The organism is Mycolicibacterium sp. XJ2546, from assembly GCF_053483195.1.
The window spans coordinates 45,827-65,388 of sequence record NZ_JBEFRW010000024.1 but is presented as its reverse complement, the minus strand read 5'-3'; the positions used below and the strand labels follow the sequence as shown (position 1 = coordinate 65,388).

13 protein-coding genes are annotated in these 19,562 nt (G+C 67.9%); 7 read left to right on the top strand and 6 right to left on the bottom strand.

What is annotated here, in order from left to right; genetic code table 11:
• Nucleotides 1-6,523, top strand: a 6,523-nt coding sequence (locus ABQE44_RS24805; protein WP_448432449.1) for a non-ribosomal peptide synthetase, incomplete at its 5' end; no start/stop codon positions are given.
• Nucleotides 6,524-6,529: 6 nt separating this feature from the next.
• Here the strand turns inward: ABQE44_RS24805 and ABQE44_RS24800 are convergent.
• Nucleotides 6,530-7,186 carry a methyltransferase family protein gene (locus tag ABQE44_RS24800; RefSeq protein WP_448395442.1) on the bottom strand — a complete coding sequence of 219 codons (657 nt, stop codon included), beginning with the start codon at nucleotides 7,184-7,186 and terminating at the stop codon, nucleotides 6,530-6,532.
• A 203-nt stretch (nucleotides 7,187-7,389) separates the two neighbouring features.
• Between ABQE44_RS24800 and mbtM the strand changes: the two genes are divergently transcribed.
• Nucleotides 7,390-8,925 (top strand): long-chain-fatty acid--ACP ligase MbtM, encoded by a 1,536-nt coding sequence (gene mbtM, locus ABQE44_RS24795; RefSeq protein ID WP_448432447.1) that lies wholly within the window; start codon nucleotides 7,390-7,392, stop codon nucleotides 8,923-8,925.
• 59 nt (nucleotides 8,926-8,984) lie between these two features.
• On the opposite strand, the gene ABQE44_RS24790 is transcribed toward mbtM, so the two are convergent.
• Entirely contained in the window at nucleotides 8,985-9,956 is a 972-nt protein-coding gene (locus ABQE44_RS24790; protein WP_448432445.1) for an NADPH:quinone oxidoreductase family protein, read from the bottom strand.
• Nucleotides 9,957-10,115: 159 nt separating this feature from the next.
• Between ABQE44_RS24790 and ABQE44_RS24785 the strand changes: the two genes are divergently transcribed.
• Entirely contained in the window at nucleotides 10,116-11,060 is a 945-nt protein-coding gene (locus ABQE44_RS24785; protein ID WP_448395391.1) for an alpha/beta fold hydrolase, read from the top strand.
• Here ABQE44_RS24785 and ABQE44_RS24780 read toward each other — a convergent pair.
• Entirely contained in the window at nucleotides 11,057-12,418 is a 1,362-nt protein-coding gene (locus ABQE44_RS24780) for a flavin monoamine oxidase family protein (RefSeq protein WP_448432443.1), read from the bottom strand. The genes ABQE44_RS24785 and ABQE44_RS24780 overlap by 4 nt on opposite strands.
• A gap of 19 nt (nucleotides 12,419-12,437) precedes the next feature.
• Between ABQE44_RS24780 and ABQE44_RS24775 the strand changes: the two genes are divergently transcribed.
• Nucleotides 12,438-13,421, top strand: coding sequence for a TIGR03617 family F420-dependent LLM class oxidoreductase (locus ABQE44_RS24775; protein WP_448432441.1), 984 nt, complete (start codon nucleotides 12,438-12,440; stop codon nucleotides 13,419-13,421).
• A 40-nt stretch (nucleotides 13,422-13,461) separates the two neighbouring features.
• A complete protein-coding gene (locus tag ABQE44_RS24770) occupies nucleotides 13,462-14,976 on the top strand; it encodes a flavin-containing monooxygenase (RefSeq protein WP_448432439.1) in 1,515 nt (504 codons plus the stop codon).
• Nucleotides 14,977-15,046: 70 nt separating this feature from the next.
• Here the strand turns inward: ABQE44_RS24770 and ABQE44_RS24765 are convergent, their stop codons facing one another.
• A complete protein-coding gene (locus ABQE44_RS24765; RefSeq protein ID WP_448395395.1) occupies nucleotides 15,047-16,186 on the bottom strand; it encodes an Rv3169 family protein in 1,140 nt (379 codons plus the stop codon).
• On the bottom strand, nucleotides 16,186-17,319 hold the full coding sequence (locus tag ABQE44_RS24760; RefSeq protein ID WP_448395396.1) for a phosphotransferase family protein: 1,134 nt from the start codon (nucleotides 17,317-17,319) through the stop codon (nucleotides 16,186-16,188). The genes ABQE44_RS24765 and ABQE44_RS24760 overlap by 1 nt, the downstream gene beginning before the upstream one ends.
• Nucleotides 17,320-17,366: 47 nt before the next feature.
• Between ABQE44_RS24760 and ABQE44_RS24755 the strand changes: the two genes are divergently transcribed.
• Nucleotides 17,367-17,969, top strand: coding sequence for a TetR/AcrR family transcriptional regulator (locus tag ABQE44_RS24755; protein ID WP_448395397.1), 603 nt, complete (start codon nucleotides 17,367-17,369; stop codon nucleotides 17,967-17,969).
• Between the two features lie 4 nt (nucleotides 17,970-17,973).
• On the top strand, nucleotides 17,974-18,657 hold the full coding sequence (locus ABQE44_RS24750; protein WP_448395398.1) for a PIG-L deacetylase family protein: 684 nt from the start codon (nucleotides 17,974-17,976) through the stop codon (nucleotides 18,655-18,657).
• A gap of 89 nt (nucleotides 18,658-18,746) precedes the next feature.
• Here the strand turns inward: ABQE44_RS24750 and ABQE44_RS24745 are convergent, their stop codons facing one another.
• Nucleotides 18,747-19,523 carry an enoyl-CoA hydratase gene (locus ABQE44_RS24745; protein ID WP_448432437.1) on the bottom strand — a complete coding sequence of 259 codons (777 nt, stop codon included), beginning with the start codon at nucleotides 19,521-19,523 and terminating at the stop codon, nucleotides 18,747-18,749.
• Nucleotides 19,524-19,562: the final 39 nt, after the last annotated feature.

Below are 19,562 nucleotides of genomic sequence, written 5' to 3'. Positions count from 1 at the left end.
TCGGGCCCCGACCAACCCCACCGAAGACCTGCTGGCCGGCATCTACGCCCAAGTGTTGGGGCTGCCCCGCGTCGGCATCGACGACTCCTTCTTCGACCTCGGCGGCGATTCACTGCTGGCGATGCGCCTGGTCGCCGCCATCAACAAGACGATGGACACCGGCCTCGTGGTCAGCGCGGTGTTCGACACCCCCACCGTCGCCCAGTTGGCGCAGCGGTTGGGCGGCGAGGAGGACCAACTCGAGCCGCTGGTCGCCGGCGAGCGGCCCTCGGTGGTGCCGCTGTCGTTCGCACAAAGCCGGCTGTGGTTCATCGACCAATTGCACGGCCCCTCGCCGGTATACAACCTCGCCGTGGGCCTGCGCCTGGAAGGGCACCTCGACGTCGATGCGCTCGGCGCGGCGTTCGCCGACGTGGTGGAACGCCATGAAAGCCTGCGCACGGTGTTCCCGGCCGTCGACGGGGTCCCGCAGCAGCAGATTGTCGCCACCGAGCTTGCCGAGTTCGGCTGGGACGTCGTCGATGCCAGCGCATGGCCGGCCAGCCGGCTGGACGAGGCGGTCGAGCAAACGGCGCGGCACAGTTTCGATCTGGCCAAGGAAATCCCGTTACGGGCACGGCTTTTCCGTGTCACCGACGACGAGCACGTGCTGGTGGCCGTCGTGCACCACATCGCCGCCGACGGCTGGTCGATCACCCCGCTGGTGGCCGATCTGGGTGTTGCATACGCCAGCCGCTGCGCCGGGCAAGCCCCGACATGGCAGCCGCTGGCCGTCCAGTATGTCGACTACACCCTGTGGCAGCGCGCCCAGCTCGGTGAGCTCGAGGACAGCGGCAGCCGTATCGCCCAACAGCTGAACTTCTGGGAAGAGGCGTTGGCCGGGATGCCGGAACGCGTTGCGCTGCCGACCGATCGGCCGTACCCGCTGGTGGCCGATCAACGCGGCGCCAGGGTGGAGGTGGACTGGCCGGCCGAGTTGCAGCACCAGATCTCCCAGGTGGCGCGTGCGCACAACGCGACAGGCTTCATGGTGATGCAGGCCGCGCTGGCGGTGCTGCTGGCCAAGCTCAGCGCGACTTCCGATGTAGCGGTGGGCTTCCCGATCGCCGGGCGCCGCGATGCCGCCCTCGACGAACTGGTCGGGTTCTTCGTCAACACGTTGGTGTTGCGGGTCGACCTGGAAGGCGATCCCACCGTCGCCGACGTGCTGGCCCAGGTGCGGGCACGCAGCCTGGCCGCGTTCGAGCACCAGGACGTGCCCTTCGAACTCCTGGTGGAACGGCTCAACCCGACCCGATCGCTGACCCACCACCCGCTGGTGCAGGTGATGCTGGCCTGGCAGAACGTACCCGGGCAGGGCGATGACGCGGCAGGCGAGGTGGCGCTGGGTGATCTGGCGGTCACCCAGATGCCGCTGGACACCCACACCGCGCGCATGGATCTGTCGTTCTCGCTGGCCGAACGCTGGACCGAAACCGGTGAGGCCGCCGGTATTTCAGGCACGGTCGAGTTCCGCACCGACGTGTTCGACACCTCCAGCATCGAAGCCCTGATCGAACGCCTGCACCGGGTGCTCGACGCCATGACCACCGACCCCACCCGGTCGTTGTCGGCGATCGATGTCCTCGACGCCGACGAACATGCCCGCGTCGACGCGATCGGTAACCGCGCGGCGCTGACCGAGCCGACTACCACAGCCTCGATTCCCGCGTTGTTCGAGGCGCAGGTCGCCCAGACTCCCGACGCGGCCGCCGTCAGCTTCGACAGTCGCTCGGTCACCTACCGCGAACTGGATAAGGCCGCAAACCGGCTGGCGCACATGCTGGTTGGCCGCGGCGTCGACCATGGGCAACGGGTGGCGTTGCTGTTTCCCCGCTCGATCGAGGCGGTCGCGGCAATCTTCGCCGTCCTCAAGACCGGTGCGGCCTACGTGCCGATCGACCCATCCGTGCCCGACGCGCGGCTGGAGTTCGTGCTCGGCGACTCCGCCCCGGTCGTTGCGCTCACCACCGCGGATCTGGCCCACCGGCTTTCCGGCCGTGGGCTGGTCGTCATCGACAGCAGCGACATCGACGACCCTGGCATCATCACCCAGCCCAGCAGCGCGTTGCCGGGACCGCGCCCCGACGACATCGCCTACCTCATCTACACCTCGGGAACGACAGGTGTGCCCAAGGGCGTGGCGATCCCGCACCACAACGTCACCCGGCTGCTGGCGGCCATCGACACCCGACTGGAGCTGCCGCCGAAGCAGGTGTGGACACAGAGCCATTCATTGGCCTTCGACTTCTCCGTCTGGGAGATCTTCGGCGCCCTGTTACACGGCGGCCGGCTGGTGATCGTCTCGGATACGGTGGCCCGGTCGCCAGAAGAGCTGCACGACCTGCTGATCGACGAGCAGGTCAACGTGTTGAGCCAGACGCCGTCAGCGTTCTATGCGCTGCAGTCCATCGATGAGCTGACCCCCGATTCGGCGTCCGATCTGGCGCTTGACGTGGTGGTGTTCGGCGGTGAGGCCCTGGAGCCGCCGCGGCTCAAGACATGGCTGGACACCCATCCGGACGCGCCCCGGTTGATCAACATGTACGGGATCACCGAAACGACCGTGCACGCCTCGGTCCGCGAGATCCTCGTCGACGACATCGACACCGCCGTCAGCCCCATCGGGGGACCCCTGGCGCACCTGGGCTTCTTCGTGCTCGACGCCTGGCTGCGGCCGGTGCCGGTCGGTGTCGTGGGGGAGCTTTACGTGGCAGGTGCCGGGGTGGGCACCGGCTATGTGGGCCGAGCGGGGCTGAGCGCGACGCGGTTCGTCGCGTGCCCGTTCGGCGGGCCCGGCGCCCGGATGTATCGCACGGGCGACCTGGTGTGTTGGGGCGCCGACGGTGAGTTGAGATATCTGGGCCGCGCCGATGAGCAGGTCAAGATCCGCGGCTACCGCATCGAACTCGGCGAAATCCAGGCTGCGCTAGCCGAGTTGAACGGCGTCGAACAGGCGGTGGTGATCGCCCGCGAGGACCGTCCCGGCGACAAACGCCTGGTGGGATATGTGACCGGCATCGACGACCCGGCCGGGCTGCGCGCTCAGCTGGCCGAGCGGCTGCCCGCCTACATGGTTCCTGCGGCCGTGGTGACGCTGGACGCGCTGCCGCTCACCGTCAACGGCAAGCTCGACACCCGCGCGCTGCCTGCGCCCGAATACACCGACGTCGACCACTACCGCGCCCCGGCCAACACCGTCGAGGAGATCCTGGCCGGTATCTACGCCGAGGTCCTCGGGTTGGAGCGGGTCGGGGTCGACGATTCGTTCTTCGACCTTGGCGGCGACAGCATTTCGGCCATCCAGGTGATCATGCGCGGCCACGCCGCGGGCCTGGTGGGGCGCCCCCGCGACATCTTCGTGCAGCAGACCGTGGCCCGTTTGGCCCGGGTGGTCCGGTTGGCCGACAGCTCTACCGGCGAGGTCGACGAGGGCACGGGGCCGGTGATCGCCACCCCGATCATGCAGTGGTTGAAGAGTATTGACGGCTCGATCGACGAGTTCAACCAGACGGTGCTGTTGCAGGCGCCCACCGGGGCGACCGAAGCCGACGTCGTGGTGGGACTGCAGGCCCTGCTGGACCGGCATGCCATGCTGCGCCTGCGCGCCGAGGACGACGGCGCAGGCGGATGGTCTTTGACTGTCCCCGAAGCCGATTCGGTAGACGCGCGAAGCTTGTTGCGCTCGGTGGACGCGCTGACCGACGAGGAGCTGGTGGCGGCGCGGTCGCGGCTGAACCCCGCGCGGGGCGTGATGCTCAGCGCGCTGTGGGTGGCCCCCACCGGGCAGCTGGCGTTGATCATCCACCACCTGGCCGTCGACGGGGTGTCCTGGCGGATTGTGCTGGAAGACCTCAACATCGCCTGGACCCAGCATCGCGGTGGGCAGCCGGTGCTGTTACCGCCGGCCGGCACATCCTTTGCGCGGTGGTCGCAGGTTCTGGCCGAACACGCCCGCGACCCACACGTCGTCGCCCAGGCGGACGCGTGGCGACGGGTGGCGGCGATCCCCGCGACACTGCCCGCCCCGCAACCCGCGGTCGACACCTTCGCCACGGCCGGATACCTGACCGAACTGCTCGACGCCGAGACCACCCACATGCTGCTCGGCGAGGTGCCCGCCGCGTTTCACGCCGCGGTGCACGAGATCCTGTTGATCGCCTTCGCGTTGGCGTGGACGCAATACCTGGGCACCGACGGCGCGCCGATCGCCATCGACGTCGAGGGCCATGGCCGAGACGAAGACTTGCCGCTTGGGGGGGAGAGCGCCGATCGACACATCGACCTGTCCCGCACGGTGGGCTGGTTCACCGCCAAATATCCCGTGGCGGTAAACCTGGGCGGGTTGCGCTGGACGCAGGTGGTCGCCGGGGACGCCGCGCTGGGCGCGGTGATCAAAGACGCCAAGGAGCAGCTGCGGTCCCTGCCCGACGGGCTGACCTACGGGCTGCTGCGCTACCTGAACCCCGATGCGGACCTGGCCGGCGCCGACCCGGTCATCGGGTTCAACTACCTTGGGCGCCTTGGCGCTCCGGCAGCCTACGCATCCGGTGACGTGTGGCGGTTCAGCCAGGAGGGCTTGTCGATGACCGCCGCGGCGGCCGCGATGCCGATCGCGCTGATGCACACCGTCGAACTCAACGCCGCCACCATCGACACCGACACCGGCCCGCACCTGAACGCGACATGGACGTGGGCGCCGTCGGCGCTGGACCGCACGGCGGTCACGCGCATCAGCCGGTTGTGGTTCGACGCGCTGGCCGGTGTCTGCGCGCACGTCCGACGCGGCGGCGGCGGGTTGACACCGTCCGATATCGCGCCAGTCCGGTTGAGCCAGCAGCAGATCGACGAACTGCACCGCCAGTCTCCGATCGCCGACGTGCTGCCGCTGACCCCGCTGCAGCAGGGCCTGCTCTACCACGCCGGCATCGCGAACTCCTCAGGTGACGATGTGTACGCGGTCCAACTCGACATCGCGCTGAGTGGGCCGCTCGACGCCCACCGGCTCCGCGAAGCCGTGCAGGCCGTGGTCACCCGGCACCCGCACCTGGCCGCCCGGTTCTGCGCACAGTTCGAACAACCGCTGCAGCTGATACCCGCCGATCCGGTCGCACCGTGGCGATATGTCGAATTAGAAGACGTCACAGCCGATTCCGGCGTCGACGAGCAGATCGAACGGATCTGCGCCGACGAACGCGCCGCGGTGTGCGATCTGGTGCATCAGCCGCCCTTCCGGGTGGCGCTGATCCGTGTCGGCGCGCAGCGCCACCGCTTTGTGCTGACCAACCACCACATCGTGCTCGACGGCTGGTCGATGCCGATCCTCATGCAGGAGATCTTCGCCGGCTACCACGGCCACCGGCTGCCGGCGGCTTCGCCCTACCGCAGCTTCATGGCCTGGCTGTCCGAGCGGGATCACGCCGCCGCACAAGCAGCCTGGCGTGAACTGTTCGCCGGCTTCGAGACCCCGATCCTCGTCGGGCCACCGCAGAAGCTCGGGTTCGCGCGGCGCAGCGTCGAGGTGTTCCGGGTTCCCGCCAAGACCACCCGCGGGGTCACCAAGCTGGCACGGTCACACCACACCACCGTCAACGTCGTGCTGCAGGCCGCATGGGCGGTCCTGCTCGCCTCGCTGACTGAACAGCACGACGTGGCGTTCGGCACCGTCGTGTCCGGTCGGCCGCCCGAGGTGCTGGGCGCGGACTCGATGGTGGGCCTGCTGATCAACACGGTGCCGGTGCGCGCCACCCTCACACCCGACACCACACCGTCGGACCTGTTGAACCAGCTGCAAAACGTGCACAACGACACCCTCGAGCACCAGCATCTGGCGCTCAGCGACATCCACCGCATCACCGGCCAGGAAAGGCTTTTCGACACCGTCTTCGTCTACGAGAACTATCCGACCGACACCGGCACCGCGCCGGCCGTCGACGGGCTGGCCATCACCGGGTTCAGCAGCCGCGACTTCTACCACTATCCGCTTGCGGTGCAGGCCGGTCCGGGCCGCGAACTCGAGCTACGCGTCCAGTACGACACCGAAGTGTTCGACGCAGCGGGCATCGAAGCGCTGATCGAACGGTTCAAACAGGTGCTCGTGGCGATGACGGCCCACCCGAGCCGGCGGCTGCTGGCGATGGATGTGCTGAAGCCCGGCAGGCATTCTCGGCTGAACCGGTGGAGCAAACCGGCGACCCCGGCACCGGAAGCCCGCGACCCCGGCGCCGCCTACAGCGCACCGTCGACGTTGGTCGAACAGATCCTGGTAAGCATCTACGCCCAGGTGCTCGGCGTGGACCGCGTCGGTGTCGACGAGTCGTTCTTCGATCTGGGCGGGGATTCGCTGGCGGCCATGCGGGCGGTCGCCGCCATCAACACCGCCCTTGACGTGCACCTCACTGTGCCAACGTTATTGGAGGCCCCGACGGTGCGAAGCCTGAGCCGGTTGATGGACGAATCCGTCAGGCCGACCGGCGAGTCATAGCGCCCATCACCACAGCAGCGGCACCAGGCGATAACGCGCCTTCTGCGCGTACTCCCGGTAGCCGTCCAGCTCGTCGATGAGCAACTTCTCTTCATCGCCGATGCGCAGAACGAGCGTGAGCGCTCCCGGCAGCACGGCGAGCAGCCCCCAGTAGGAGCCCAGGGCGAACGGAAAGCCGAGGATCGTGATCACGTTGCCGGTGTACATCGGGTGGCGCACCAACCCGTACAGGCCGGTGTCGACGAGCTTCTGGTCTGACTCGACCTGCACCGTGGAGGCCGCGAAGCTGTTCTGGATCACCACCAGGCTGGTGATACCGAGCCCGACGGCCACCAGGACATCGCCGGCGATGCTGATCGCCGCGGGCACCTCCGACCAGCCGAACCGGTGGTCGAGGGTGCTAACCAGCACCATCGCCGCCAGTGACAGGTACCACCCCGCGATGAGCAGCTTTTGCACCGTGCGGGTTTCGGCCACCGGACCCGCGTGCTTACGCCGCTGCAGCGCATCGGGATCCGTGCGAAGCAGGTACATGCTGGGCAGCCATGTCGAAAGGGCGAACACCGCCAGGAAAGCCCACGCCTGCCAGTAGTCGAACGTGCCGGCCAGACCGAACAGCACCAGGCCGAACACCGTGATCTCGAGAAGCCCCAACACCAACATCTTCAGAAGGGCTTTCACACAACCTCCATACCGTTCGTCGACGCCGCCCGTGACAAGCCGCAGAGCTAAAACTACCGGCGGTCATCGAACCCGCACAGCAGGCCCACGGATGTAGCTGTTTTACCCCGGGCCCCGATCCACTAACTTTGCGGTAGCGAACGGTGTGGACGTTGCCGGTTCCCGATCAAGACATATGAGGTGCGATGAGCTCGTTGGCAGCCGCGCTTGCCGAGCGGTTATCGAGCAGCGACAGGTGTCTGGTCGTCCTCGACGACGGGCAGTGGGTGCGCCATCCGTGGCCGGAGGTGCATGCCCGATCACAGAACGTCGCCGAGTGGCTGCGCAACGATGACGCCACCGCGCTCGGGCTGGCCGGCGATCCCACCGTCGAGTTGATCGCGGCGATCCTGGGTGCCTTCCAGGCCGGCGTCGCGGTCACGATCGGCCCAGGCCCGGTGCGCGGCGCCGACGCGGATCAGTGGGCTCACACCACCTTGACCCGGTTTGCCGGCATGGGAATCAGCCACGTCTTGAGCCACGGCTCTCACCTCGAGCGGTTGTCGAGCGCCGACGCGCCGCTGATCGTCAAGGAACTCAGCTCCGTTGCACCCGTGCGCCGTTCGACGAGCTTCGCCGCCCCGAACGATCCGGCTGCGGTGGCGGTCCTGCAGGGCACCGCCGGATCGACGGGCACTCCGCGCACCGTGCAACTCTCACCGGACGCGGTGCTGGCCAACCTCAGCGGACTCAACGCGCGCATCGGCGTGACGTCGGCGGAGGTCGGCTGTTCGTGGCTGCCCCTGTATCACGACATGGGGCTGAGCTTTCTGCTCGCCGGCGCGCTGGGTGGCACCGACGTGTGGCAGGCGCCCACGGCGGCGTTTCAGGCGTCGCCGTTTCGCTGGTTGAACTGGCTCACCGAGAGCCGGGCCACCATCACCGCCGCGCCGAACATGGCTTACGGGTTGATCGGCAAGTATTCGCGCCGGGTCACCGAGGTCGAGCTCGGCAGCTTGCGGTTCGCGCTCAACGGTGGTGAACCCGTCGATTGTGAGCTCACCGCGCGGTTCGCCGACGAGATGGCTCGCTTCGGGTTCGATGCGGGCGCGTTGGCGCCGTCCTACGGGCTGGCCGAAGCGACTTGTGCGGTAACGGTTCCCGAACCCGGTCGCGGTCTGCTCGTCGACGACGCCGGCCACGCCGTGCTCGGCGAGGCGATATCGGGCATGTCCGTACGCATCGAACCGCGCGCGGACGAGGGCGCGCAACGCGACGGGCGGGAAATCGGCGAGGTGATGATCCGCGGGTCGTCGATGATGTCGGGCTATCGCGGCGGTGAATCGCTGGGCGCCGACGAATGGTTTCCCACCGGGGATCTGGGCTACCTGGTCGACGGTGGCCTCGTGGTGTGCGGACGCGCCAAGGAACTGATCACCGTCGCCGGCCGCAACATCTTTCCGGCCGAAGTCGAGCAGGTGGCCGCGGCGGCGCCCGGGGTGCGTGAAGGGGCCGTCGTCGCCGTCGGTGTCGGTGAGCGCTCGGTGCGGCCCGGCATCGTGATCGTCGCGGAGTTCCGCGGACCCGACGAGGCCGACGTCCGCGCCGATATCACCCGACGTGTCGCATCAGAGTGCGGCATCGTCCCGGCCGATGTGATCTTCGTGCGTCCCGGCACGCTGCCCAGAACGACGTCGGGCAAGCTGCGCCGGCTGCAGGTGAAGCGCGACCTGCTGCCTTGACGCGGTTTGTGGAGCCGCAGCCGCGGTGAGCGCGGTCAACACTCCACAAATCACCGGCGCTAGCGGACCGTGACGACGACCTTGCCCTTGGCGGTGCGGTCCTCCAGCGCGGTGATCGCATCCGCGGCGCGCTCGAGCGGATAGATCACCGGTTCGGGTGCGGTGACCGTGCCCGACGCCAGCAGCGGCTCCAGCTCGGCCCACTGCTCGGCGAGATAGTTGGGATGGGTGAAAGTCCATGCGCCCCAACCGACTCCGACGACATCGATGTTGTTGAGCAGCAGTCGGTTGACCTTCACGGTCGGGATCTCCCCGCCGGTGAACCCGATGACCAGCAGCCGGCCGCCGGGAGCCAGCGAACGCAACGAGTCGGTGAACCGGTCGCCGCCGACGGGGTCGACGACGATGTCCACCCCGCGCCCGTCCGTCAACTCCTTCACCTTGTCCTTGAAGCCGTCGGCAAGCACCACATCGGATGCCCCGGCGGCGCGGGCGGCCTCGACCTTGTCCTCGGTGCTGACCACCGCGATCACCCGCGACGCGCCCCACGCCGGCGCCAACCGCAGCGTCGACGTACCGATGCCGCCGGCCGCCCCGTGCACCAGCACGGTCTCGCCCTCGGCCAGCCGGCCCCTGGTCCGCAGGCCGTGGTGCATGGTCAGGTCGTTGAACAGCAGACCGGCGCCGGCTTCGAACGACACGTTGTCGGGCAGCTTGAAGACCCGTTCGGCGGGCAGCGCGACCACCTCGGCCATCCCCCCGCACAGCATGGTCAACGCGGCCACCCGGTCACCTGCGGTCACGTGCGCATCGACCGGTGCGCTGCGCACCACGCCGGCCACCTCACCGCCCGGGGTGTAGGGCATCTCCGGTTTGTACTGGTAGAGCCCACGGGACTGCAGCACGTCGGGAAATGCGACACCGGCCGCGTGCACATCGACGACAACGGCGTCGCGGCCGTCGGGCTCGTCGATCTCGACGAGTTTGGCGGCCTGCGGCCCGTCCAGGCTGGCTATCTGAATTGCGCGCATGGTGCCCATTTAACCTGCCCGGACGCCCGGCCCCCGGCTCGCCGCCCAAAGGGGCGTTTCGGTGCTACTCGCCACCCAGACGCGAAGATAAGCTAACTTATCCAGGCAGCGTTGCTGAGATCGATCGGAGCACCAATGGGACGCGGTCACACCGCAAGCATGCAGGCAGGAGCTTTCGCCCCCGCCCAGGCACTACCGCCGGGTCGGCCCGTCACCGTGCGCGCGACGGACGGCACCCGCCTGCACGCCGAGGTTTTTGGGCCCGACAACGGCCAGCCCATCGTGCTGGCCCACGGCATCACCTGCGCGCTGCGGGTGTGGGCCCACCAGATCACCGACCTGTCCCGCGACTACCGGGTGATCGCCTACGACCACCGCGGTCACGGCCGCAGCAGCGTCCCCCCGCGCCGCAGCGGCTACAGCCTCGAACACCTGGCCGCTGACCTCGACTCCGTACTCGATGCGACGGTGGAGCCCGGTGAACGCGCCGTCGTGGCGGGCCACTCGATGGGCGGCATCGCGATCACCTCGTGGGCCGAGCGCTACCCCCACCGGGTCTCAGACCGTGCGGCCGCCGTCGCGCTTATCAACACCACCACCGGTGACCTGCTGCGCGACGTGCAGTTGCTGCCGGTGCCCGGGGCGCTTGCGGGCGCCCGGATCGCCGCCGCCGGGACGCTGCTCAAGACGTTCGGCGCGACGCCGGTACCGCGTGCCATCTACGGTCCGAACCAGCGTTTTCTGTCGATGCTGGCGGTGGGCCGCGACGCCGACCCCGCGATCGCGGCGTTCGTGCACGAGTTGTTCGCCGCCACGCCTGCCGCAGGCCGCGGCGGCTGGGCCCGCACGCTCGTCGACCACCTGGGTCCTCAGCACATCGGGCTCAAGAACCTCGTCGTGCCGACGCTGGTGATCGGCAGCGAGAAGGATCGGCTGCTGCCGGTAACGTCGGCTCGGCGCATCGCCAAGGAGGTGCCCAACCTGGCCGAGTACGTCGAGTTGCCCGGCGGGCACTGCGCCATTCTGGAGCGCCCGCAGGAGGTCAACAGCCAGCTGCGCCAACTGGTCGAGTCGGTCGCTGCCAAGCGCCGCGTGAGCTCCTAGGCCGTCAGCGCGCGGTGCACTTCTTCGGCGGCGCGCTTACCGGAGCGCACTGCCCCGTCGAGGAACCCGCTCCACTTGTCGGCGGTTTCGGTGCCCGCCCAGAAGATGTTGTCGACCGGCTTGCGCAGCCACGGCCCGTACGTGGTCCACGACCCGGTCGGTACCGCCGCAGTGGGGCCGCCGGGGGCGAATTCCTCTGCACTCCAACGATGGTCGAGGTAGTCGATTGGGTGTGCCGCGTCTTCGCCGAACAACGCCGTGAAACCGGCCAGCGCGCGTTCGCGGCGTTGTTCGGGGGCCAGCGCGTCGAATGCCCGGGCGTCGGTGAACCCCAACAGGATTCCCGGGCCGTCGTCGCCGGGGCTGACGTCGAACGTGATGAAGACCGGTCCCTCGTCGGAGAGCGCCTCACCCGAACATCCGCCGGCCCGCCAGAACGGTGTCTCGTAGGCGACATAGGCCTTGCTGAGATTGCCCTGGGGCCAATGGTTTACCAGCTTCTCCTGCTCAGGCGGCAGCTCGGGGTGGAACTCGATACCGCCGCGGTGCGCCGGCGGGACAGCCACCACAACCGCTTTGGCCATGACGGCGCCACGGTCACAACCCACGGTCAGCGTGCGGTCGGAATGGCGTTCGACGCGGCGCACGACGGTGCCCAACACCACCCGCGGCCCAAGCTCATCGGCGATCCGCAACGCGATCTGCTGGGTGCCGCCCGGAAAACGGTCCTGTTGGGCGCCGCCTTCGACGTCGAGCATGCGGCCGATACCGCCTGCAGCCTTGACGTAACGCGCGGCGTGCAACATCGACACCTCGTCGGGTTCGGCGCCCCACGTCACCCGCGCCATGATCGCCATCAGATCCCGCGTCGACGCGCTCGCGCGCACGTAGCGCAGCCAGTCGTCGAGAGTTTTGGAATCCAGGGTGTCGGCGATCGGGGAGGTCCACGGCGCATCGACGGGCACCCGGCGGCAGACCCGGTCGAACCGCCACTGGATGCGCGACACGTCGAGCAGCTCGAGAATCGACAGCCGCGGAATCGTACTGCGATACGACCGCACCCGGCCGCGCCAGTGGATGAGGTTCTTGCCGCGCACATAGGTCGGTTCGGTCGGGCAACCGAGCTCTTCGGCGAGTGCGACCACGGCGTCCTGCGTCGGGCCGACGAACGTCGCACCGAGATCGACCGGCACCCCGGCGATCGTCGCGGTCATCGAACGACCCCCGACCCGGCCGCGGCCCTCCAGCACCAGCACGTCGTGGCCGAGTCGCGTCAAATCCCTGGCCGCCGTCAGCCCCGCGAACCCGGCGCCGACGACCACGACGTCGGCGCGGGCGGGCAGCACAGGCGTAGTCACCCGGTTAGGCTCTCACGTCGTGAGGGTGATGACAGCGCTGTTCGGCCCAACCGATGCGATCGAGCGGGCGCAGGCGCTACGCGAGGCCGGAGCCAGTGGGGTGTTCACCTTCGAGGGCCCACACGACGTGTTCGCGCCGTTGACGCTGGCCTCGACGGTGTCCGGCCTCGATTTGATGACCAACGTGGCGATCGCCTTTCCCCGCAACCCAATCCAGCTCGCGCACCAGGCCAACGACATGCAGCTGCTGGCGCAGGGCCGCTTCATTCTGGGGCTGGGCACGCAGGTGCGCGCGCAGGTCGAGAAGCGCTACGGCGCCGCCTTCGACCGACCGGTGGCGCGGATGAAGGAGATGGTCGGAGCGCTGCGCGCGGTGTTCGACGCGTGGAACAGCGGCGGACGGCTGGATTTCCGCGGCGAGTACTACCGGCACACCCTGATGACGCCGACCTTCGACCCCGGGCCCAACCCGTACGGACCGCCGCCGATCTACCTGGGCGCGTTGGGCCCACGGTTGACGCGGGCCACCGCCGAGGTCGCCGACGGCCTGCTGGTGATGCCGTTCGGTACGAAGCGGTTCTTGCACGAGGTGACGATGCCGGCGGTTCGTGACGGGCTGGCCGCCGCCGGCCGTCGCGCCGAGGACTTCGCCGTCGTTCCGGAGATCATCGTGTCGGTGGACGACGACGACCACGCGGCGGCGCGCCGGTTGCTCTCGTTCTACGGGTCCACCCCGGCGTACCGCCCGGTCCTGGACGTACACGGCTGGGGGGAACTTCAGCCGGAACTCAACGCGTTGTCCAAACAGGGCCGCTGGCAGGAGATGGCGACCCTGATCGACGACGACATCCTGCACACCATCGCCGCATGTGGCAGCCCCGGGCAGGTCGCCGCGCACATCCGCGACCGCGTCGACGGCGTCTCTCACCGCATCTGCCTCTACCAGCCGGGACCCATCGCGGTCGCGTCGTTGGCGGAGATCGTCGACGCGCTGGGTCGCTGACACATATCGTGGTACTCAGCAGGACCAAAGGAGGTTCGAGATGAGTGGCGATGAGCGCTTGGGCGAAGAGCAGACTGGTGGCGAGTTGGCTGACTACTCCGACGTGCTGATCATCGGTGCGGGGATCTCGGGAATCGGCGCCGCCTACCGCGTGCAGGAGAAGAACCCGACGGCGTCCTACACCGTGCTGGAACGACGCGCGCGGATCGGCGGGACCTGGGATCTGCACACCTATCCGGGTATCCGCTCTGACAGCGACATCATCACGCTGAGCTACCCCTTCGAGCCGTGGACCCGCCCGGAGAACGTCGCCGACGGGCCCGATATCCGCGACTACCTGGAGCAGACGGCCCAAAAGCACGGCATCGACAAGCACATCTGCTTCAACACCCGTGTGCTGTCGGCGGATTGGGATTCGACAACCGACACGTGGACGGTGCAGACCGAGCAGTACGGGGCGCCGAAGACCTACCGCGCGCGGTTCCTGTTCTTCGGCACCGGCTACTACAACTACGACGAACCGTTCCAGCCGGATTTCCCCGGCCTCGACGAGTTCGCCGGTGACGTGGTGCATCCGCAGCACTGGCCCGAGTCGCTGGACTACGCGGGTAAACGCATCGTGGTGATCGGCAGCGGTGCAACGGCGGTAAGCATGATCCCGACGCTGAGCGAGAAGGCCGGCCACGTCACCATGCTGCAGCGCTCACCCACCTACATGTTGTCGACCCAGCGGATCAACCCCGTTGTGCAGGCGTTGCGGAAGGTGTTGCCGAAGCGGGCCGCCTACCGCGCTGCGCGGTTCTACAACACGCTGTTCACGGTCTTCGTCTACGGGTTCGCCCGGTTGGCGCCGAAGCTCAGCAGGCGCTATATCCGAAGCCACGCCAAACGCAACCTGCCCGAGGGCTATCCGGTCGACGTGCACTTCAACCCCCGCTACGACCCGTGGGACCAACGGTTGTGCGCCATGCTGGACGATGACTTCTACGAGGTGATCAGCGCCGGCCGCCTGGACGTGGTGACCGACCAGATCGATTACGTCGACACCGCCGGGATCGTGCTGCGGTCGGGGGAGCGGATCGACGCCGACGTGATCATCACCGCGACGGGGATCCAGCTGCAGGCGCTCGGCGGCGCCGCGTTGAGCATCGACGGCGAGGAGTTCAAACCGCAGGACCGGTTCGTCTACAAGGAGCACATGCTCGAAGACGTGCCGAACGTGGCCTGGTGCATCGGCTACATCAACGCCTCGTGGACACTGCGCGCCGATCTGACCGCCCGCGCGTTCGCCCGGTTGATCGCCTACATGGACGAGCACGGCTACACCCACGCCTACCCGCATCTGGGGGAGCGGCCGATGCAGGAGAAGCCGGCGTGGAACATCAACGCCGGCTACGTGCAGCGCACCGGCCACGAGCTACCGAAGTCCGGTACCGAACGGCCCTGGAATGTGCGGCACAACTACGTCCTGGACGCCATCGATCACCGCTTCGACCGCATCGAGGAGTCGATGGTGTTCGGCCGGGTCAGCGTCGCGCAGCCGACGGCCAGCTGAGGACACGCTGCGCGGTGATTTCGGTGCGCGAACATGCGCCCAACGCTGGTCAGCGCACCGAAATCACCGATTACGGCGCGACGGTGAACCAGTCGGCGAAGCCCGACGGGTCATGGCGGCCCAGCGCGCCGTGCTCGAACAGCCCCCACCCCTCGGCCGACTTGCCGCCCTCGGTGCACACCGCGCGGCCGACGTGATCGATGACGCCGAACATGGCCTTGCCGTTGACCGACGGGTCGGTCATGTCGTACGTCAGCCGCTCGGTGAACTTCTCGCCCTTCCACATCCCGTGCAACCAGTCGGAATCGCCGCCGTACCCGCCACCGATGTGGATGGGCACCGCCAGCTTCGACTCGACCTCGAACACCACCGGCTTGCCCTCGGGTGTGGTGGCTTCGATGGTGGCGCCGTAAGGGATTCGCGTTCCCGACGTGTAGTGGATCTTCACCCGGGGCCAGCCGAGTTGTTCGACGCGCCCGTCGCGCCAGACCCGTGTGCAGTCGTTGAGGCTGCGGAACCCGGTCGGTTCTTCCTGGATGATCAGCACGATCCCGAAGTCGTCGAACGCCATCGGCACGTAGAGCCACCACATACCCTCGAACGGCGGATCAGCGGGACGGCCCGCCGGCTCGGGTTCACCGATCGGTCGGATACCCCACGAGCGGTCGCGGGTGCCGATCCACACCGACGGGTCGACGGAGATCTCCTCACCGTCGATCGCGATGGTCCCGCTCCAACTGCCGACCTGCGCGAAGCGCTGCGCGTCGAGGGTGACCCGGGTACCGGTGCGCAGCACGTGGCGTTGCTCCTGCACGGCGGGAAACAGAGCTTCCCAGGTCAGGTCGACGGCCATACCGTCGGTCTCCTCGAGCACCACCCGCAGCTTGTTGAGCGGTTCGGTGACCTCGATGCGATATCCCAGCACGTGCGGGTTGAGCCGGTCGGCGTCGATGCCGTCGGACAGATGCACCGCCGTCTGGGTGTCGGCGCTTCCGCCGAATCTGCCGCCTCCGCGGCGGGCAACCAGAACGAACGCGTCCTTGACCCCGAGGTTGGGGTAGTACCCGATGCCGGTGATCAGGAAGATGTCGCCGCTGCGGTCGTGGGCGTTGAGATAGGAGCGGTCGTAGAAGTTGCGGTCCGACGATCCCGGCCAGGCGATCGGCTGCGGGATCTGGTGTACGGGGTATTCGTCGATAGGTCCGAGCATCAGGCTTCTCCTGTAATGAGCCGTTTGAGCAACGACCCGTGATAGAACAACGATTCGACGTCCTCGGGCCGCTCGATCTCACCGAAGCGCATCCGACGGGCGCTGGTCCGCATGAACACACACGCCCAGATCACGCCCGAGTACACGTAAAACCACTTCAGATCACCGAGTTTCACCCCGGTGCGTTCGGTGTAGGCCGCCTTGACGTCGTCTTCGCACATGAAGTCGGGCAGACCGGGCAGACCGGCCAGGCCCGCTAGCTCTTGAAAAACCATGTGCGCGAATATCATCCACGCGACGTCCATCTCGCGCGGGCCCAAGGTGGCCATCTCCCAATCCAGTACGGCCACCGGCGCAAACCCGGAGTAGAGGACGTTGCCGACACGGGAGTCGCCCCACACCAGCACCGGGTCCGTGGCCGCGACTCCGGCCGGCCAGTTGGCCTCCAGCCACTCCAGGGCCTGCTCGACAAGCGGTGAGCGCCCGATGTCGGGAACCGCGAACTGATACCAGGATTTCAGCCAGTTGAGGTTTCGGCGCAACGCGTTGTCGTCGGAGCCGTCGTCGAGAAAGCCGAATGTGGTCTGCGGGTCCGGAATCGAGTGCACCTTGGCCAACACGTCGACGGTGTTGTCCTGGAGTTCCCGTTGCTGTTCGGCGGGGGAGTCGAAGAACCAGTTGCCGCCGAAGGTGTAGGGCATGACGTCGGGCGGCACCCGGCCGTCGACGTAGTCCATCAAGAAGAACGGCGTGCCCAAAACCGACCCGCTGTTCTCCAGCCAGCGCACCGGCGGTACCGGCACGTCGGTCTTCTCGCCGACCAGCCGGATGACGTCGAACTGGTGATCCATCCGGTAGGACGAGAACACCGGGACGTCGTGGGCAGCGGGGGCGACGCGCGCGACCCACTTCTGTTCTTGCGGTTGCCCGTCCTGTTCCCAACGGCCGGTCAGGATGATGGTCTCCGAGGACATGCCGTTGGCGTCGACGCCGCTCTCCACGGTGATCTCCGGAGCGACGCCGCCGGGTAGCACCGTCGACAGCCACTGCGACATCACACCGGGCAGGGTGCTGACGTCACGACTGGAATGCTCGAGGCGGCCGACATCCTCGACAGCCGGTTCGCTAGCCATCCGGAACCATCCTTCGTTGACCAAATTACGATACGGTAAGTAGCGTTATGAAAGCAGACCTGTCATCGGTTGACAAGCCCCCTGGCGCCGGGCGGCCCAGGGATCCGCGCATCGACGCTGCCATCTTGCGCGCCACGGCGGATCTGCTTGTGAAAATTGGCTATTCGAACCTCACGATGGCTGCTGTCGCCAAGCATGCGGGCACGACGAAGACCGCGCTGTACCGCCGCTGGTCGAGCAAGGCCGAACTGGTTCACGAGGCGGCGTTTCCCGCTGCCCCCACCGCGATCGAGACGCCGCCGGGCGACATCACCGCCGATGTCCGCGCGATGATCGCCGCTGCCCGCGACGTTTTCACCACTCCTGTGGTGCGCGCCGCGCTGCCCGGGCTGATCGCCGACATGGCCGCCGACGCCGAACTCAACGCCAGGGTGATGGACCGGTTCACCGAACTGTTCGCCGCCGTGCGCATGCGGTTGGCCGACGCCGTGCACCGCGACGAGGTGCATCCCGACGTCGACCCCGACCGGCTGGTCGAGGTGATCGGCGGGGCCACCCTGCTCCGGGTGCTGCTGCAACCCGGTGAGCCCCTCGGCGACGACTGGGTCGAGCAGACCGCTGCCATTCTGATCCACGGTGTGGTGGCATAGCGGCGTGCCTTCAGTACAACCGTTTCCCTCCGAGTGGCGCACCTGCCTGGTTCTGGTGCCGCACCCCGACGATCCCGAGTACGGCATCGCCGCGGCCGTCGCCAAGTGGACATCGACAGGCAGGAAGGTCCACTACAGACTGGCCTCGCGCGGCGAGCGGGGCATCGAAGGGATGGCGCCCGAACAGGCCGGCCCGCTGCGCGAAATCGAGCAACGCCGGTCGGCGGCCGTCGTCGGCGCCGACGACGTGGAGTTCTGGGACTTTCCGGACAGTGAGATCCGCAACACCCCGGCGCTCCGGGCCAAGATCGCCGAGACCATCACCGCGTTGGCGCCCGACATCGTGATCACCATCTACAGCGGCCCGCAGTGGGCACCTGACGCGCCGAACCAGCGTGACCACATCGAGTTCGCGAACGCCGTTGCGCAGGCCTATGATTCGCTGTCCGACCGGCCGCGCTGGCTGTTCGAGAACGGTCCGGAGCTGACCCACGGAGAAACCGTCGACGGCTTTGTGGACCACGCCGTCGAAGCCCTTGCCGCGCACGAGAAGTACCTGTCGGTGCTCGACCCCAACACACCCGTCGTCGAGCAGGCCCGCAAACAGGTGGAGATGATGGCCGCGCCGCACCCGGACTTCGACGGCGCGCCGACGGTCGGCTTCATCCTCAAGCGCCCGCTGGCTTGACCGCGAGCGCGCGTGTTTGCGCGCGACACACCGATTTTCGGCCGAAGTTCACGCACGTCCCCAGCTTCGCGTGGGCCACGCCGACGGGCTCAGCCGTCGATCTGGCGTTTGTTGCGCTCGCTCACCGCGCGGAACTGCTCGCCCAGCCCGGCGAAGTCGCGGTCTTGGGCCATCGCGATCCGCTCCTCGGCGCCCAGTGCGGGGTCGATGACGGCGGCCGCTCCGGTGGTGTAGATCTCCTTGAGCCCGAGCATGATCGGGCCCGGAACCTCGGCGATCTGAGTTGCCAGTTCGACGGCCCGGTCCAGTAGCCGGTCATGCGCGACGACCTCGGTCACCAACCCGATCCGTTCGGCACGCGCGGCGTCGACGACCTCGCCGGTCATCGACAGTCGTCGCGCCATCGCGTGGCCGACCACCTGGGGTAGCCGTGCGGTCATCCCGCCGCCGGGCAGGATGCCGACGCGGGCGTGGGTGTCGGCGAACACCGCCCGCTCCGACGCGATGAGGAAATCGCAGCCGAGCGCCATCTCGAGACCGCCGGTGAACGTCGCGCCGTTGACGGCGCTGATGATCGGTGTGCGCATGTCGGCGGTCGCGGTGATACAACTCTGCGACCGGAACTCATCGAAGTAGGCCGACCCGTCGCGTTGCGCCTCCTTGAGGTCCACCCCCGCACAGAATGCCGGGTCGGCGCCGGTCAGGACCACGGCGCGGACATTGTCGTCGGCGTCGGCCTCGGTCAGCGCCACATACAGCTCGCGGATCAACTCGCGGCCCAGCGCGTTGCGGGCGGCGGGCCGGTTCATCGTCAGCACCCGAACCGAACCGTGGTCGGTGACGAGGACAAGTTCTGCGCTGGTCATGTGTCGAAGGTAGCGGCGGTGGACTCCCGGCGACCACAA

Excerpts from the sequence above, each read along its gene's own strand:
- ABQE44_RS24755 (WP_448395397.1), top strand. The coding sequence starts at position 17,367 with ATGAAAGCAGACCTGTCATCGGTTGACAAGCCCCCTGGCGCCGGGCGG.
- ABQE44_RS24760 (WP_448395396.1), bottom strand. The coding sequence starts at position 17,319 with ATGGCTAGCGAACCGGCTGTCGAGGATGTCGGCCGCCTCGAGCATTCC.
- mbtM (WP_448432447.1), top strand. The coding sequence starts at position 7,390 with ATGAGCTCGTTGGCAGCCGCGCTTGCCGAGCGGTTATCGAGCAGCGAC.
- ABQE44_RS24765 (WP_448395395.1), bottom strand. The coding sequence starts at position 16,186 with ATGCTCGGACCTATCGACGAATACCCCGTACACCAGATCCCGCAGCCG.
- ABQE44_RS24800 (WP_448395442.1), bottom strand. The coding sequence starts at position 7,186 with ATGTTGGTGTTGGGGCTTCTCGAGATCACGGTGTTCGGCCTGGTGCTG.
- ABQE44_RS24790 (WP_448432445.1), bottom strand. The coding sequence starts at position 9,956 with ATGCGCGCAATTCAGATAGCCAGCCTGGACGGGCCGCAGGCCGCCAAA.
- ABQE44_RS24785 (WP_448395391.1), top strand. The coding sequence starts at position 10,116 with ATGCAGGCAGGAGCTTTCGCCCCCGCCCAGGCACTACCGCCGGGTCGG.
- ABQE44_RS24745 (WP_448432437.1), bottom strand. The coding sequence starts at position 19,523 with ATGACCAGCGCAGAACTTGTCCTCGTCACCGACCACGGTTCGGTTCGG.
- ABQE44_RS24770 (WP_448432439.1), top strand. The coding sequence starts at position 13,462 with ATGAGTGGCGATGAGCGCTTGGGCGAAGAGCAGACTGGTGGCGAGTTG.